11 protein-coding genes and 1 pseudogene are annotated in these 15,472 nt (G+C 57.1%); 8 read left to right on the top strand and 4 right to left on the bottom strand.

What is annotated here, in order from left to right; translation table 11 throughout:
- Window positions 1-33: 33 nt before the first annotated feature.
- On the top strand, window positions 34-654 hold the full coding sequence (locus ACP7C6_RS26000) for a hypothetical protein (protein ID WP_426109428.1): 621 nt from the start codon (window positions 34-36) through the stop codon (window positions 652-654).
- A 51-nt stretch (window positions 655-705) separates the two neighbouring features.
- Here the strand turns inward: ACP7C6_RS26000 and ACP7C6_RS25995 are convergent, their stop codons facing one another.
- The 4 genes from ACP7C6_RS25995 to ACP7C6_RS25980 all read right to left on the bottom strand — a co-directional run bounded on the left by ACP7C6_RS25995 (window position 706) and on the right by ACP7C6_RS25980 (window position 5,259).
- A complete protein-coding gene (locus ACP7C6_RS25995) occupies window positions 706-1,878 on the bottom strand; it encodes a hypothetical protein (protein WP_426109427.1) in 1,173 nt (390 codons plus the stop codon).
- A gap of 14 nt (window positions 1,879-1,892) precedes the next feature.
- On the bottom strand, window positions 1,893-2,780 hold the full coding sequence (locus tag ACP7C6_RS25990; protein ID WP_028619623.1) for a nitrilase family protein: 888 nt from the start codon (window positions 2,778-2,780) through the stop codon (window positions 1,893-1,895).
- Between the two features lie 112 nt (window positions 2,781-2,892).
- Window positions 2,893-4,842 carry a flavin monoamine oxidase family protein gene (locus ACP7C6_RS25985; protein WP_426109426.1) on the bottom strand — a complete coding sequence of 650 codons (1,950 nt, stop codon included), beginning with the start codon at window positions 4,840-4,842 and terminating at the stop codon, window positions 2,893-2,895.
- A gap of 171 nt (window positions 4,843-5,013) precedes the next feature.
- Entirely contained in the window at window positions 5,014-5,259 is a 246-nt protein-coding gene (locus tag ACP7C6_RS25980) for a DUF6124 family protein (RefSeq protein ID WP_426109425.1), read from the bottom strand.
- A gap of 435 nt (window positions 5,260-5,694) precedes the next feature.
- On the opposite strand from ACP7C6_RS25980, the pseudogene ACP7C6_RS25975 reads away from it, so the two are divergent.
- The 7 genes and pseudogenes from ACP7C6_RS25975 to ACP7C6_RS25945 all read left to right on the top strand — a co-directional run.
- Window positions 5,695-5,991, top strand: a pseudogene (locus ACP7C6_RS25975) (type II toxin-antitoxin system HicB family antitoxin); the annotation flags it as partial.
- An 11-nt stretch (window positions 5,992-6,002) separates the two neighbouring features.
- Window positions 6,003-6,347 carry an FKBP-type peptidyl-prolyl cis-trans isomerase gene (locus ACP7C6_RS25970; protein WP_028619625.1) on the top strand — a complete coding sequence of 115 codons (345 nt, stop codon included), beginning with the start codon at window positions 6,003-6,005 and terminating at the stop codon, window positions 6,345-6,347.
- A gap of 11 nt (window positions 6,348-6,358) precedes the next feature.
- Window positions 6,359-6,961 carry a GNAT family N-acetyltransferase gene (locus ACP7C6_RS25965; RefSeq protein WP_426109424.1) on the top strand — a complete coding sequence of 201 codons (603 nt, stop codon included), beginning with the start codon at window positions 6,359-6,361 and terminating at the stop codon, window positions 6,959-6,961.
- Between the two features lie 420 nt (window positions 6,962-7,381).
- Complete coding sequence (mgtA, locus tag ACP7C6_RS25960) at window positions 7,382-10,087, top strand: magnesium-translocating P-type ATPase (protein WP_426109423.1); 2,706 nt, start codon at window positions 7,382-7,384, stop codon at window positions 10,085-10,087.
- A gap of 16 nt (window positions 10,088-10,103) precedes the next feature.
- Window positions 10,104-10,820: an MgtC/SapB family protein gene (locus ACP7C6_RS25955; protein ID WP_010211291.1), complete on the top strand. Its 717-nt coding sequence runs from the start codon at window positions 10,104-10,106 to the stop codon at window positions 10,818-10,820.
- 299 nt (window positions 10,821-11,119) lie between these two features.
- Complete coding sequence (locus tag ACP7C6_RS25950; RefSeq protein WP_028619628.1) at window positions 11,120-11,746, top strand: response regulator transcription factor; 627 nt, start codon at window positions 11,120-11,122, stop codon at window positions 11,744-11,746.
- Between the two features lies 1 nt (window position 11,747).
- Window positions 11,748-15,362: a transporter substrate-binding domain-containing protein gene (locus ACP7C6_RS25945; RefSeq protein ID WP_426109422.1), complete on the top strand. Its 3,615-nt coding sequence runs from the start codon at window positions 11,748-11,750 to the stop codon at window positions 15,360-15,362.
- Window positions 15,363-15,472 lie beyond the last annotated feature (110 nt).

Raw genomic sequence — 15,472 nt, 5'->3', positions numbered from 1 at the left:
GGTCTTTTTACGCGTATCTCGCAAAGGTGCCCCTTGAGCGCAGCCAAAGCCGTCGGACTTTTACTACTCTCCTCCCTGTTGGCGGCGTGCGGCACCTCGCCGCCACGCACGCCCAATGACCTCTGCGGTATCTTCCGCGAAAAGGACGACTGGTACGACGCCGCCAAAGTCACGCAAAAACGCTGGGGCGTGCCGATTCAGGTGCCGTTCGCCATCATGTACCAGGAGTCCGGCTTCCGCCAGGACGCCCTGGCCCCCCGCAAATACCTGCTGTGGATCATCCCCTGGGGCCGCGTTTCCACCGCCGCCGGCTACGCCCAGGCCAAGGACGAAGTGTGGAACGACTACCGCAAGAGCACCGGCCGCAGCGGCGCCAGTCGCCAGGACTTCGACGACGCCATCGACTTTGTCGGTTGGTACATGGACAAGACCTACACCGTCAACGGCGTCTACAAATACGACGCCTACGGCCAGTACCTGAACTACCACGAAGGCTGGGGTGGCTACCGCCAACGCACCTACGCCGCCAAGGCCTGGCTGCCGCCGGTGGCGAGCAAGGTGCAGGCGCGTTCACAGCTGTATGCGGCGCAGTATGCGCGGTGCAAGGATGGTTTGGGGCGGGGGTTTTGGAGTCGGTTCTGGCATTGGCTGTAAGGGGGAAAAGCTGTTCCCACGCTGCATAAAGAATACAGCGTGGGGCAAGGGCTACATCTCGATCAACCAACCCACCAAAGGCACTATCATCAACGTACTCAACGCCATTGAGGTGACATTGCCAATGTACGGGTGAAAGTGTGCGGGCAAGCGGCCCGCAATCGCACAGGCTAGTGGCGGCGCGACCAGAGCCCCAAGCAGAGCACTTGAACCGATGACTGTCCAACTACCACCATGGGTTAATACAGCTGCTGGCACTGCAGGGACCAGTGGAACGTAGGTCGGAAACCATCCTCGTTTCATCCACTGTTTTCGCCAGATCACGACGCCCAGAGCCGATGTTAGCGCCTGGGCCGCGAGCAGGTGCAAAACCAGGCCAGATCCATACGCCGGGCTGATCGGGTTCAGTGCATAGGCCACCAACACACCTGCCAGCAACCCGAGACTCGCGAGTTCGTTTCCGAAAAATGGCGCTTCGGAGAAATCTGCCAACACCCGACGCAGGCCCCATGCGATACCGTAAGTGGGCGGCTTCGCGGGTGCCGGCTTGGCGGGGGCTGTGTAATCAGAACTCACCAGCGACGGCACTCGACGACACGCTACAAATGCAATGACACTGCCGATCGCCATGCCCACCACATTGCCGATCACTACTGGAAGACCCAGTGGAACGCACACGAAGTTCACGATCAGCAGGCAAATGGGGGTCACCAGCAATGCGCCCAACACTGCACCGTTTACGGCAACTTTCCAGCCGCCGCCGAACATCAGCACCATGGCTGCTGGTAACGAGACGAATGCCGCAAACGTTGGTTGCCACGTCTGTGCGGTGACGCTCCAGCCCCACAGTAGATTGCTCAGCATTAACCCCAGCAGTGAACTGGTTACCAACCAAGGCCATAACCCTGTTCCGTAGGAAATAGAAAATCCCTGCCAGGCTTTACCGTGCTTGCTTGCCCACCATGCCAGGTAGGCGCCGCCCAACAAACCGAGCGATGCCAGTTCGTGCTTGTAGAAGGCTACTTCACTGATATCCCCGACTATCCACCGTAGCCAGGCAACAGGGTGGGGAAGGCTTGCGACCATCTCGGCGTAGCCTGGCCAGGACCATTGGTTGCTGAGCGCCACCCACAGCACCAGTAGCACACTGGCTAACCCCAGTATCAGGACGGTGAGATCTGCCCTGGACCGGTTGGACCTTGTTTCGGTAATGAGTGTTTTCATAGCACACCCTCTGATCAGCGCGGAAGGGCAGGGTGTTGGGAGTAGCCGAGCATTTGATCGTAGAGATCATTGCGTCGATCACGCTGCAGGTCATTGAGGCTGTTCCAGATCGGAGCACTGCGGGCGCTGGTGATATCAATGTCGGCGAACAGGATTTCCTGACGATTGGCTGAAGCTACCGCGCCAATCGGCCAGCCGTTGGTTCCGGCAATCAACGAGCATCCGAGGTAACGCGCTTCCCGCTCTTCGCCAATGCGGCTGGCGGCAGCGATAAACACGTTATTGACGTGGGCGGCGGTCATCGTCAGGTACGACGCCATGCATTTGCCTGCCTCATCGAACAGCGGCGGTGGCGTCCACACCCAATTGTTCAGGCTGCAAATAATATCGGCGCCCTGCTGGCTGAGGATACGTGGCACCTCCGGGAACCAGATATCCCAACAAATCAGCAGGCCAATACGGCCTATCGGGGTTTCAAATACTGGAAATCCGGTATCACCAGGCGTGAACCAGAGCTTTTCCAGGTTCCATAGATGCGCCTTGCGGTATTTGCCGATAAACCCGTCGGGGCCTAGCAGCACCGCTGTATTGAACAACTGCATACCGTCTATTTCACACAGGCCTGCCACCAGGTACACCTGGTGCTTACAGGCAAAATCTATCCACGCCTGCACACTTTCGCCGCCTGGAACCAGTTCGGCATGATCAAAGGCGTCCTGGCGACTGCTGAAGAAATACCCACAATTGGTAAGCTCGGGCAGTACGATCAGGTTCGCTCCACCGTTTGCCGCTTCTGTCGCCAGTGCAAGACTTTGACGCAGATTGTTGGCTCGGTTGTTCACGCCAACCTGAGGGTCCAGTTGGATGACGGCTACGCGTGCGGGGCTTGCTGGTTCGCTCATGGCGGTGACCTCTTATTGTTATACAACCGTGATTCGGTTGGGCGTTTATAAGAGGCGAGCAAGTGTTCAATTAAAAGTCAGGTGATTCCCGTTACGTTGTAGTCTCTTTCTTTTAAGGTTCGGCTTTATAGGTTGGGTAGTCGTCCATAGTAAAACCTCCGTTGAAAGCGGCTTGCGTTCTATTACAAATGTTTATCACGGTATCGATTGCTCCCCTGAAGCAGGGCTCCGTCCAGCCCGCATCGACAGAGAAGGATTCACCACAGAGGTACAAGCCTGACTTGTGAGAAAAGTCTCGATTGTATTTCAGTAGTTTCATGGCGTCGTAATAAGTACCTGCACGATAAAGCTTTGCGCAGCGAAGCGAGTTTTTATCATTCATCCATCGTTGAACCACCGCGTGATTACGACCGATGTAGGGTGATATTTTTTCTTTGATATTGGTAGATTTCAAAAGGATTCTGTCGAGGTCTTCGATGCATCTATCAACGAGTTCTTCATCGGTGAATACCGATAGCTTTGTGGCGTCGTCTTCCCATGTGTAGCTGAGAAGAATGCAGTCGTAGGTATTGTTAGGGTTGTAGCGGTAGGTATATACATCATGAACCAAGCTATCCGTCACGATGGCTTGAGGGATTTTTTTATTGTGAGAGAGAAACGTTTTTTTAAGTGGCGCGTACACTTTGCAGCTGGTTTCCCAATGAGCTGTTTTGTAGGCGTCTATGATTTCAAAAGGGAGCATTTCCGGGTTGAAGTTTTCAATTGATATTTGCGTTTCGATCAGCCATGAAGGTAGTGTCATCACTACGGAGTCATAATCGATGAATTCTTTTTTTACGTTTTCTTTTTGTGTGATGTTCCAGTCGAAATAGACTCGTGTTTTCCCGTTTTTCAGTTTCTTGATCTTTGTTACTGCACAATGGGTCATGAGTCCGGAGTGAGTTTTTATGAGGTGCTCGTATAAAGAGTCATGTGTGTCTTCGGGCTTGATAAAGAGTATGGATTCGGCCAGGGATCCAAGTCCGATGTAGTTGGGTTTGTTAAAAGCTAGACCTCTCGAATCCAAGGGCTCGGGATGGTCTAAGTAAGGCGACACCATCGGTGTGCCGTCCGCGTTCACACGCCCGTGGATTAATTGCAGATGACTGCTGAATCCAAATATCGCCGTGCGCAGAGGGTAAAGTGAACACACGTCATAGAAGGCTCCCCAACTGCCATCACCAATGCCGATGGCGTAGAAAACCGCGGATTCCTGTGCAGTCATGCCCATGCCACCGAAGTTTCCAGGGTCACTTGATTGCCAGCTACCGATGCTTGGCATTTGGACCAAGTCGCGGAAGGAAACACTTTCGTATTTTTTGACTATTAAATTCCACATGTTCTCCCAGCCTTCAGTACCGTAATGTTCGGAGACGATCAACGTCATGCGCTCGGCGAAGGCTTTCCATTTTGCGAAAACATTGCCCAGTGTTTGACCTGGAGGCGGTGTTTTTCCATCCGTGTTTTTCCAGATAAGCATGGTGGGTTCTGCGCTGTCATCGACGCTTCCTTCTCGTAGAAATATACCTGTGGATCGCACCGCAGGGCTGCCTGGATTGGGGAAGTCTGTGTGGCGCAGTTCGAATTCGTTAGCGTAATAGGCCATGAGTGAACGCCCATCTTTAGGCGGTTCGTCTGATGTGTTGAAGAACGGCATTCTCATTGCGCCCATCTCGAAAGGCGGTCTGCCTACGGTGTTGGTATTGTTATTCCCAAGAGCGGTGAGGTGCCTGCCGCCAATACGCTTTGACTTTTCAATTAACGTAATATCTGTGAAGCCGCACCGGTGAAGTTCACGTGCCGTTGTTAAGCCCGTAATGCCAGCGCCAATAATGCATATTTTATGGTGGGGTTCAGTAGCCTGGGCAATTCCATTCACCTGCTCCACGAGCGCGCGGTAGTCGAAACATAAATCAGGTGGATTAGGGAACCTGGCTGCCCATTTGCTCTTGTTGGATCGCTTTTTTCGATGGGGGTGTTGGGCGGTGTCTGCGGGGTAATTGAAGTTGGAACCGATGGTCATTCTGATATTCCCAGTTCAGAGTAAATGGACTCGGAGCAGGATGACCGTGAGTGTTGCTAGCCAGAAATAGGCTAGCGTTGGATTTTGGCACAGTAAATTCGTATTTTTTCGTAGGGGCAGTGCAAGCGATTAAAGTGGGGAGCATGCTCCCTCACTCTGAGCGACATTGTATTAGCTCGGCTGCATACACTCCAGCGACCGATCCACCATCACACTGGCCATGTCCACCAGGTGCATGACCGACAGCACCAACGTGCGTGAAGTCCCTTCCAGTTGATCCCCGGCCTTTTGCGCCGCAACGGCGGCACAACGCAACACGCTGCTGGCATGGGCCAGGGCGTCTTCGAAGTTGAGGTCTGGGGTGGTGGTGAAGAACTGCAGTTCTGAAGCGGGTGGCGCGGGGACAGGTTTGTCCATGGGTTCAACTTCTAATCAACGCTAGAGAGCCGATACCTGCGCTACTAAACGGGGCGGCGGTCGTACGCAGGTTAGGAGACCGGTGATTAGGGCCCGGCGCACCCGAAGGTGCCCTGCGCACGTCCACCATAACGCAGGGCCGAAAAAAGGCGCCTTGCATAAGGGGGCGCTTGGCGCCTAATCACATCGTGGGCTACTAAACCCGGTCACTGAATGGGCAGTGACCGACGACGACTAGCCACGTGATTTGAGCGGCGCAAGCGGTTGGGATTCCCTCGGAAACGTCCTGCGAGATAAAGGAAAATGTCACTGCTTTTTTCTTGCTTGCGCACCCACATTCTGTGCGGAGGTGATTAGCACGCTGGTAAAAAAACAGTAAGGCTCAAATAATGATTCGGCTGAATGACCCTCAAGGGCTTATCCAGAGGAGGAAAAATGAAGTTTCCTGTGGTAGTACACAAGGACGCGGACTCGGACTACGGCGTGACCATTCCTGACGTGCAGGGGTGTTTCTCTGCGGGAAGGTCTTTTTCCGAAGCGCTGCATAATGTCCGCGAGGCCTTGGCGTTGCACCTTGAAGGGGTGATTGCCGATCAAGAACAGCTTCCGCAAGTTTTAGCGATTGATGTCCACCTGAATAATCCTGATTTTTCCGGTGGATTCTGGGCGATTGTCGACTTGGATTTAATGCCCTATCTGCGAAACACAACTCAAGCAAACACTATCTATCCAATGGATTCCCCATGAGCCCCGAAGAACTCCAAATCACCGACATCCGCCCCGGCACCGGCAAAGCCGTGGTTAAAGGCGCGCTGATCACCACCCAATACACCGGCACACTGGAAGACGGCACGGTGTTCGACTCCTCTTGGGAGCGCGGCAAGCCGTTCCAGTGTGTGATCGGCACCGGGCGTGTGATCAAGGGCTGGGATAAGGGCTTGATGGGCATGCAGGTAGGCGGTGTGCGCAGCCTGTTCGTGCCGGCGCATCTGGCCTATGGCGAGCGGTCGATGGGCGCGCATATCAAGCCCAACAGCAACCTGCGTTTTGAGATTGAGTTGCTGGAAGTGCTGACGCGGGACGATTGAGAACGATGGACATGGAAGTTGATTCACACGGGTTGCCGGCGTGTTCCGTCGTGGGCATTCAGGTCGTTGAGCTGGGTGATCGCGATGAGGTCGAGTTGCAGCGGTTTTTTGAGCGGGCGCCGGATTACTTCATCGCGGTCAACGGCGAACCGGCCACTGCGACCGAAGCGCATGAGGAATTGCAGGGACAGTTGCCCGCAGGGTGGGCGTGCAGTCGGATGTATTGGCTGGGTTACCGCGATCTGGAACACCAGCTGGTGGCGGTGGTGAACATTGCGGCGGACTTGCTGGCTGTTGGTGTTTGGCACATCGGGCTGTTGCTGGTGGATGCACGCTTGCATGGCACTGGGTTGGCGCAGCGGCTGCACGCGGATCTTGAGGCTTGGGCTGCGGGCAACGGCGCTCAATGGCTGCGTTTGACGGTAGTCATCGGCAATGCCAAGGCCGAACGTTTCTGGCCTAAGCTTGGCTATGTGCAGGTACGCACCCGCGAAGGGATCACGATGGGGCGTCAGGTGAACAGCGTATCGATTCAGGTCAAGGCCCTGGCAGGTGGGCAGGTGGGTGATTACCTGACGTTGGTGCCGCGAGATCAAGTGGATGCACCTTCCTGAACCCATCCTGAAGAATCTTCTTATTCCCCATACGGAAACTTTCCTACGGTTTACTCTCTCATCATCGGGGCGTAAGCTTCGCGCGTTTTCATCAATAGCGGAGACCCTCAGTGGGTACTTGTTCGAGTGACAGTAGTCGGCCGGTTTCGGTAACCGGCACAGGCTTGGCAAGGTAACGCGCATTTTTCCGATGCCGTTGTCTCGCCACTAAAAGCGAGAAGCGGCATCCCGGCAGCGCCAGTCCTGGCACCTGCCCGAATCCCTCTCATCGACGCTGACCAGCACCCGCCTCACCTCGGGATGCTACGGACGCGCCTGTCTTTTGCGACAGGCGGGCCAAGCTGGCTGTGCCTATAAAACGGGCGCGGTGCAGACGGCGGTACCTGCACGACGGTTTTTTCCTCGCGCAGGAGTAACACCATGAACCTGACTCTGTTGAAAGAGTTCTTTGCCGGCTTCCTGCGGACCCGGCACATCGCCCGGCATTTCCGCCGCCTGGCGATGCTCGACACCGTGACCGACGCCAGCGTCAGCCGCGAAGTGCCGCCGACCCTGGCGCAAACCCTGGTGGTCTCGGCCAACAGCAGTGCGGTGCAATTGCTCGGCACCCTGGGTAGCCATTACGAAGGTTTGACGACTCAGGAAGCCGATGCCCTGCGCGTGCAATATGGCCTCAACGAAGTCGAGCATGAGCAACCGCTGCCATGGTGGGTGCACCTGTGGCACTGCTACAAAAACCCGTTCAACCTGCTGCTGACCTTGCTGGCGGTGATCTCCTGGCTGACCGAAGACATGAAGGCCGCCACGGTGATTTTCTCCATGGTGGTGCTGTCGACGCTGCTGCGTTTCTGGCAGGAGGCCAAGTCCAACAAGGCGGCCGATGCGCTGAAAGCCATGGTGAGCAACACCGCTACGGTGCTGCGCCGCGATGAAGCCAAGCGCATCGAACTGCCAATCAAACAACTGGTGCCGGGCGACCTGATCGTACTGTCCGCTGGGGACATGATCCCCGCCGATTGCCGCGTACTCAGCGCCAAGGACCTGTTTGTCAGCCAGGCGGCAATGACCGGTGAATCGATGCCGGTGGAGAAGTTCGCCCAGCAGCAGGACGCCAAGACCCGCAACCCGCTGGACCTGGAGAACATCCTGTTCATGGGCACCAACGTGGTGTCCGGCGCGGCGACGGCGGTGATCCTGACCACCGGCAACAGCACCTATTTCGGCGCCTTGGCCCAGCGCGTGACCGCGACTGATCGCGCCACCACCTCTTTCCAGCATGGCGTCAACAAGGTCAGCTGGTTGCTGATCCGCTTCATGTTCGTGATGGCGCCGCTGGTGCTGTTCATCAACGGTTTCACCAAGGGCGACTGGACCGAGGCACTGCTGTTCGCGCTGTCGATTGCCGTGGGCCTGACCCCGGAAATGTTGCCGATGATTGTCACGTCCACCCTGGCCAAGGGCGCGGTGTTTCTGTCGCGTAAAAAAGTCATCGTCAAGCGCCTGGACGCGATCCAGAACTTCGGCGCCATGGACGTGCTGTGCACCGACAAGACCGGCACCCTGACGCAGGACAAGATTTTCCTGGCGCGTCATGTGGACGTATGGGGTGAAGAGTCCGATGACGTGCTGGAAATGGCCTACCTCAACAGCTACTACCAGACCGGCCTGAAAAACCTGCTGGACGTGGCGGTACTGGAGCATGTGGAGGTACATCGCGAGCTGAAAGTCGGCACGGCGTTCCAGAAGGTCGATGAGATCCCGTTCGACTTCAACCGCCGCCGCATGTCCGTGGTGGTCGCCGAGCAGGGCCAGCCGCACCTGTTGATCTGCAAGGGTGCCGTGGAGGAGATTCTGTCGGTGTGCAACAACGTGCGCCATGGCGACGTCAATGAAGCACTGACCGATGACCTGTTGGCACGTATCCGTCAGGTCACCGCCGCGTTCAATGAAGAAGGCCTGCGCGTGGTCGCCGTGGCCGCGCAACCGATGGCGCCGGGGCGTGACGCCTACAGCCTGGCGGATGAGAATAACCTCACGCTGATCGGTTACGTCGCGTTCCTCGACCCACCCAAGGAAAGCACCGCGCCTGCGCTCAAAGCCCTCAAGGCCCATGGCGTGGCAGTGAAAGTGCTGACCGGCGACAACGAACTGGTCACCGCCAAGATCTGCCGCGAAGTGGGCCTGGAGCAACAGGGTCTGCTGATGGGCAACGACATTGAGGACATGACCGACGCCGAACTGGCCAAGGCCGTGGAAACTACCAATGTGTTCGCCAAGCTGACGCCAAGCCACAAGGAACGCATCGTGCGCTTGCTCAAGGCCAATGGGCATGTGGTCGGCTTCATGGGCGATGGTATCAACGATGCGCCGGCGCTACGGACCGCCGATATCGGTATTTCGGTAGACAGCGCGGTGGATATCGCCAAGGAAGCTGCCGACATCATCCTGCTGGAAAAGAGCCTGATGATTCTGGAGGAGGGTGTGCTGGAAGGCCGTCGCACCTTCGCCAACATGCTCAAGTACATCAAAATGACTGCCAGCTCCAACTTCGGCAACGTGTTCTCGGTGCTGGTGGCCAGCGCGTTCATTCCGTTCCTGCCGATGCTGCCAATGCATCTGCTGGTGCAAAACCTGCTGTATGACATTTCGCAGATTGCGATCCCGTTCGATAACGTCGACGACGAGATGCTGAGTAAACCCCAGCGCTGGCAGCCAGGAGATGTCGGTCGTTTCATGCTGTTTTTCGGGCCGATCAGTTCGATCTTTGACATCACCACGTTCGCACTCATGTGGTACGTCTTTGACGCCAATACTCCCGACCACCAGACCCTGTTCCAGTCTGGCTGGTTCGTGGTGGGGTTGCTGACCCAGACGCTGATCGTGCACATGATCCGCACCCCGAAAATCCCGTTCCTGCAAAGCCGTGCGGCGATGCCGTTGATGGTGATGACCGGCGTGATCATGGCCGTGGGGATTTTCCTGCCGATGGGGCCGCTGGCGCATTACTTCAAGTTGCAGGCGCTGCCGTCGCTGTACTTCGTGTTCCTGCCGGTGATTCTGCTGGCGTATATGGCGCTGACCCAGGCGGTGAAGGGCTACTACATCCGTAAGTTTGGCTGGCAATGAACAGGGAAGATTTCCTATGCAAGCAATCAACAACATCAACCTTGAATCTCTGGTCGACACTCTGGTCAGCCTCACTGCGGCCTTTGTCCTCGGCGGCTTGATCGGTTTCGAACGTCAATACCGCCAGCGTACGGCGGGCCTGCGCACCAACGTGCTGGTGGCAGTGGGCGCGGCGATTTTCGTCGACATGGCTAGCCGACTCGGCGGCGCGGAAGGCGCGGTGCGGGTGGTGGCCTATGTGGTCTCGGGCATCGGCTTTCTCGGTGCCGGTGTGATCATGCGTGAAGAGGGCAACGTGCGTGGGCTCAATACGGCGGCCACCCTCTGGGCATCGGCGGCTGTGGGCGCTTGCGCGGGGGCCGACCTAGTGCTCGAAGCGCTGCTTGGCACGCTGTTTGTGCTTGCGGCAAACACCTTGCTGCGACCGATTGTCAACAACATCAACCGTCAGCCGTTGGACGTGGTGTCGGCAGAGGTCACCAACATCTTGTATGTGATCGCCCGGCGTACCCAGCAGAAAGCCGTACTGGCTTTGCTGGAAGCGGAGCTGGCACGTTGCAACTACCCGGCCAGCGATGTGGACGTGCGTCCCTTTGGCACGGAAGAAGTGGAGATCGAAGCCACCTTGGCCGTGACGTCGGTGGACGGTGACGAACTGGACGCGCTGGTGGCGCGAATTTCGATGTCGACCCTGGTGGTGCAAGCGTTCTGGAGCCCAAGTACTACCGAGTAATCCCCGGCTGTCTGGGATTGTCCCGCGCAAAGCTGACTATGCTGTTACGAGGAAAAGTCCTACAAGCAATCGAGACTATCCCTTCATTTGATAAGCCACACCGTTGTTAAGGTTGCGCCCTTGCGCCTTAGAAACCAAGGCGCAGCTCAACGTATTGACAGTGTTCTATCAAAAGGAGGGGTCTGTCCTACCTGAAGTGTCATGCAGAGTAATCAGTACCGTTTGTCGGAACTGTTACTTTTCACAGGTAGATGGGTCCCGTGTGATATGTAAGCGTACTGATCCCTCGGGGGAGTCTTATGAGCAAAGCTTTAATTGTGGATGATCACCCTTTTATCCGTGCCACCGTGAAGTACCTGTTGAAGCAAGAAGGCTTTGGTGAAATCTATGAAGCGGGCAACGGCGCCGACGCCATGCAGTGCGCGCGTGAGCAGCGCCCGGACCTGATCATCCTCGACCTGGCCATGCCCAAGCTTGGCGGGCTGGAGGTGATCAGCCGGATCAAGGCGTTGGAGCTGCCATGCAAGATCCTTGTGCTGACCTCCTACCTGGCGGTGTTCTTCTCCACCCGCTGCATGCGCGCCGGGGCCATGGGCTTCGTGGCCAAGACGGGTGAACTGGACGAGTTGCAAAAGGCGATCAGGGCGATCCGCTCCGGCTACAGCTGCTTCCCCAGCGTGGCCAACAGTTCAGTGCGCCGTGACGATTTGCAGACTACCGAACAAGAATTGGTCGAAGCGCTGTCGGACCGCGAATTGACGGTGCTGCAAAAGCTGGCTCTGGGCCTGAGCAATAAGGAAATCGCCGAGGATATGCTGCTGAGCCACAAAACCATCAGCACCTACAAGACGCGACTCAAGGAGAAGCTGCGTATGTCTTCGGTAGTGCACCTGTCCAAGTTCGCCCAGCGCAATCATCTGATCTGAAATGACCACCTCCCGGCTGTTGAGATTCACGGCTGTCCTGCTGATCGGGTTGTTTTCCCATGCAGCGATGGCCCTGGATGAGCCGCACTCCCTACGGCTCCTCGGTCACGCCACACTTGAGAACCCAGGCGTGGCGCTTGATGAAAGCGACTGGCGCTGGTTACGCCAGCGGCGCACGTTGGTGATGGGGGTGTCGGCGCCGGACTACGCGCCTTTCGACCTTAGCAACAGCAATGATTTTGAAGGTATCACCGCTGACTACGCGTGGTTGATCAGCCTTATCTTAAGCGTGCCCATTGAAGTTCGACGCTATGACACCCGCGATGAGGTGATCGAGGCACTCAAGCTGGGAGAAGTGGATTTAGTCGGGTCGGCCAATGGCTACGAAGCCGCCGACAAGGACCTGATACTGTCTCGTTCCTACGCCAATGATCAACCTGTGCTGGTAACTCGCGCGGGTGACAGTCATTTACTGAGCGCCGACCTGGCCGGCAAACGCGTGGCGATGCTCTACCACTACATGCAGCCTCGCGCAGTGCAAGCCTATTACCCAGCGGCGCAACTGCTGTTGTACGGTTCGACCCACCAAGCCATCGGCGCCGTCGCGTTTGGCCAGGCGGATGTGTACCTGGGCGACGTCATCAGTACCCGTTATCTGATCCAAAAGAATCACCTCAATAATGTGCGCGTGGCCGATTTTTCCGGGCTGGAGGTCAACCCGTTCGGGTTCGCTTTCTCCGGAGATAACATCCGCCTGCTGAATATCATCAACGCAGCGCTGGCCGTGATCCCGGCCAACCAGCAAATGAGCATCCTGCGCCGCTGGAGTGCCGGAGACAGCGGCTTCCTGGAGGCCGACCGGTTGCGCCTGAGCGACGGTGAGCAGCGTTGGCTGGAGAAGCATCCTCGGGTAAAGGTCGCGGTGCTCGACAAGTTCATGCCGCTGTCATTCCTGAATGAGCAGGGGCAATTCGCGGGGCTGAGCGATGAAGTGTTGTCGCGGATCAGCTTGCGCACGGGTTTGAAGTTCGAGATGGTCCACAGCAATTCTTTACCTCGGCAAATTGATGAGGTCAGCAGCGGGCAAGTGGACATGCTTGCGGTCATTACGCCTAGCGTCGAGCGTGCCGAAAAAGTCCGCTTTACCCGACCTTACCTGTCCAACCCCTATGTGCTGGTGGCGCGTGCCAGTGATGAACGGCTGCTCACCCTGGAAGACATGCCCGGAAAACGGCTGGCGTTCATTGGCGGCAACAGCCTCGGTGCACAGATAGCCCGGGATTATCCAGGTATCAAGTTTGTCGACGTCGAGAACCCTGAGGCCGCCATGGACCTGGTCGCCAAGGGGAGTGTCGATGCGACTATTGTTTCGTTGATCAGCGCACGCTACATGATTGCGCGCAATTATCGAGACCGTCTGCGTATCACCACCACGATCGGCACGGAACCGGCGCGCATTGCCTTCGGTGTCAACCGCAGCCAACTGGAGCTGTATTCGATCCTCGAGAAGGCGTTGTTGAGTATCACGCCTGAAGAAATGGACGAACTGACCAACCGTTGGCGCAGCGAGATCATCATCGAAGACAGCTACTGGAGCAGCCACCGCAATGTGATCATCCAGGGGTTTGGTCTGGCCGCGTTACTGCTGCTGGTGACGCTGGGTTGGGGGCTCTACCTGCGCAACCTGATACGCAAGCGCGCCCAGGCAGAGCGGGCCTTGAGCGACCAGATGCGATTCATGAGCGTGCTGATCGATGGCACACCCCATCCGATTTACGTGCGCGATCGCCAGGGCCGGTTAATGGCCTGTAACAACGCTTACCTTGATGTGTTTGGCTTCAGGTTGGAGGACGTGATCGGCAAGACTGTGGTGCAAACCGACACGGGCAACCCGCCGCAGGCCCAGTCGTTCCATGCCGATTACCTGGACCTGATGGAGCGGGGCGAGCCGCAGATCCAGGATCGCGTACTCAAGGTGCCAGGTGGTGGTGTGTTGACCATTTACCAGTGGATGCTGCCGTACCGTGACAGTAATGGCAGCGTCGTGGGCATGATCGCCGGCTGGGTGGATGTCAGCGAGCGCCAGCGCCTGCTTGGCCAGTTGCAGGAGGCCAAGGAGGAAGCCGACGCCGCCAACCGTGCCAAGACCACCTTCCTGGCGACCATGAGTCATGAGATTCGCACACCGATGAATGCGGTGCTCGGTATGCTTGAGTTGGCCAAAAAAAACGCCGAGCAGGGCCGTGTCGATCAGGACGCGCTAGAGGTGGCGTCGATGGCGTCCCGGAGCATGCTGGAGTTGATCGGCGATATCCTGGACATTGCACGGATTGAAACCGGCCACCTGTCCTTGAGCCTGGAGCAGGCCAATCTCCATGAGTTGTTGGCCTCCGTGGCGCGCGTTTTCGAGGGGTTGGCTCGGGATAAGGGGCTGCAGCTGCAAGTCGAGCTTGATCCGCTGATCGATCGAACGGTGCTGATCGACCCTTTGCGTTTCAAGCAAGTGGTGTCCAACCTGCTGGGCAATGCCATCAAGTTCACCGCCAACGGGCAGGTGCGTCTGGGCGCTCAGAGCACACCGGCATTGGTCGGTGACCACTTGAACCTCCGGTTGTTTGTGGAAGATACGGGGATTGGCATCAGTGCCGAAGATCAGCAGCGCTTGTTCAATCCGTTTTTCCAAGGCAGCAACAACGACCAATCGGCGCGCAGTGGCTCCGGCCTTGGGTTGGTGATCAGCCGCAACCTGTGCGAGATGATGGGCGGCCAATTGCATTTGAGCAGTGTGCAGGGCAAGGGGACGCGAGTGGACGTGACGTTGGCGCTGGCGTTGACCACCGAAACGGCGCTTTCTTTACCTGTTAAACCTGCGCCTGCGACACCTGCATTGAACCTCCTGGTGGTCGATGATTACCCGGCCAATCGCTTGCTGTTGACTCGACAACTGAGCTTCCTGGGACATCACATCGTCACAGCCGAGGACGGCGCTGAGGGCTTTGCCCTGTGGCAGGCCGGGCAGTTTGATGGCGTCATCACCGACTGCAATATGCCACTCAAGGATGGCTACACATTGGCACGTGATATCCGTGCCCAGGAGCGTCAGCGTGGCCTGGTGCCGTGTCTGCTACTGGGGTTTACCGCCAACGCGCAACCGGAGGAGACCGAGCGCTGCCGGCAGGCGGGCATGGACGGTTGTCTCTTCAAACCGACCGGCCTGGATGATCTGCGCACGGCATTGGCGTCGCGCACCGCGGCAGCGGTGGTGAAAGAGGGCGTGCCGGTATGTGACTTGAGTACGCTGATCGCTCTGACAGGCGATGATACTGCCGGGCTCAATGAGTTGCTGACGTCATTACTCGGTAGCCTCGCGAAGGAACGCTCGTCGCTATGGGCGCTGCAAGAACACGTGGACTTTGGCGAGTTGCATGACCTGGCCCATCGCGTCAAAGGTGGGGTTCGCATGGTCAAGGCGGTGGCGCTGGTCGCTTGTTGTGAAGCGCTGGAGGGCGTGTGTGAAAGGGGGGACCGTGATGCATTGGCGGCTTCGGTTGAAGCCATTGGCCACGCCATTGATAGCTTGCATCATAACTTGAGCGAACGCATCAAGCAGACTTGACTGAAGTGGATGTCTATTCGGTGGGTTTGGGAGAATTCCTACATGGAGTAGGAATAAACCTGATTTTGTGTTCGGGGTATGTCTGGAAAATGGGGCTCGCTCACTGACGA

This window comes from Pseudomonas sp. TWR1-1-4 (assembly GCF_049897165.1).
In the GTDB taxonomy this organism is placed as follows: Bacteria; Pseudomonadota; Gammaproteobacteria; order Pseudomonadales; family Pseudomonadaceae; genus Aquipseudomonas; species Aquipseudomonas canadensis.
This window is presented reverse-complemented; position numbering and strand designations above follow the sequence as displayed.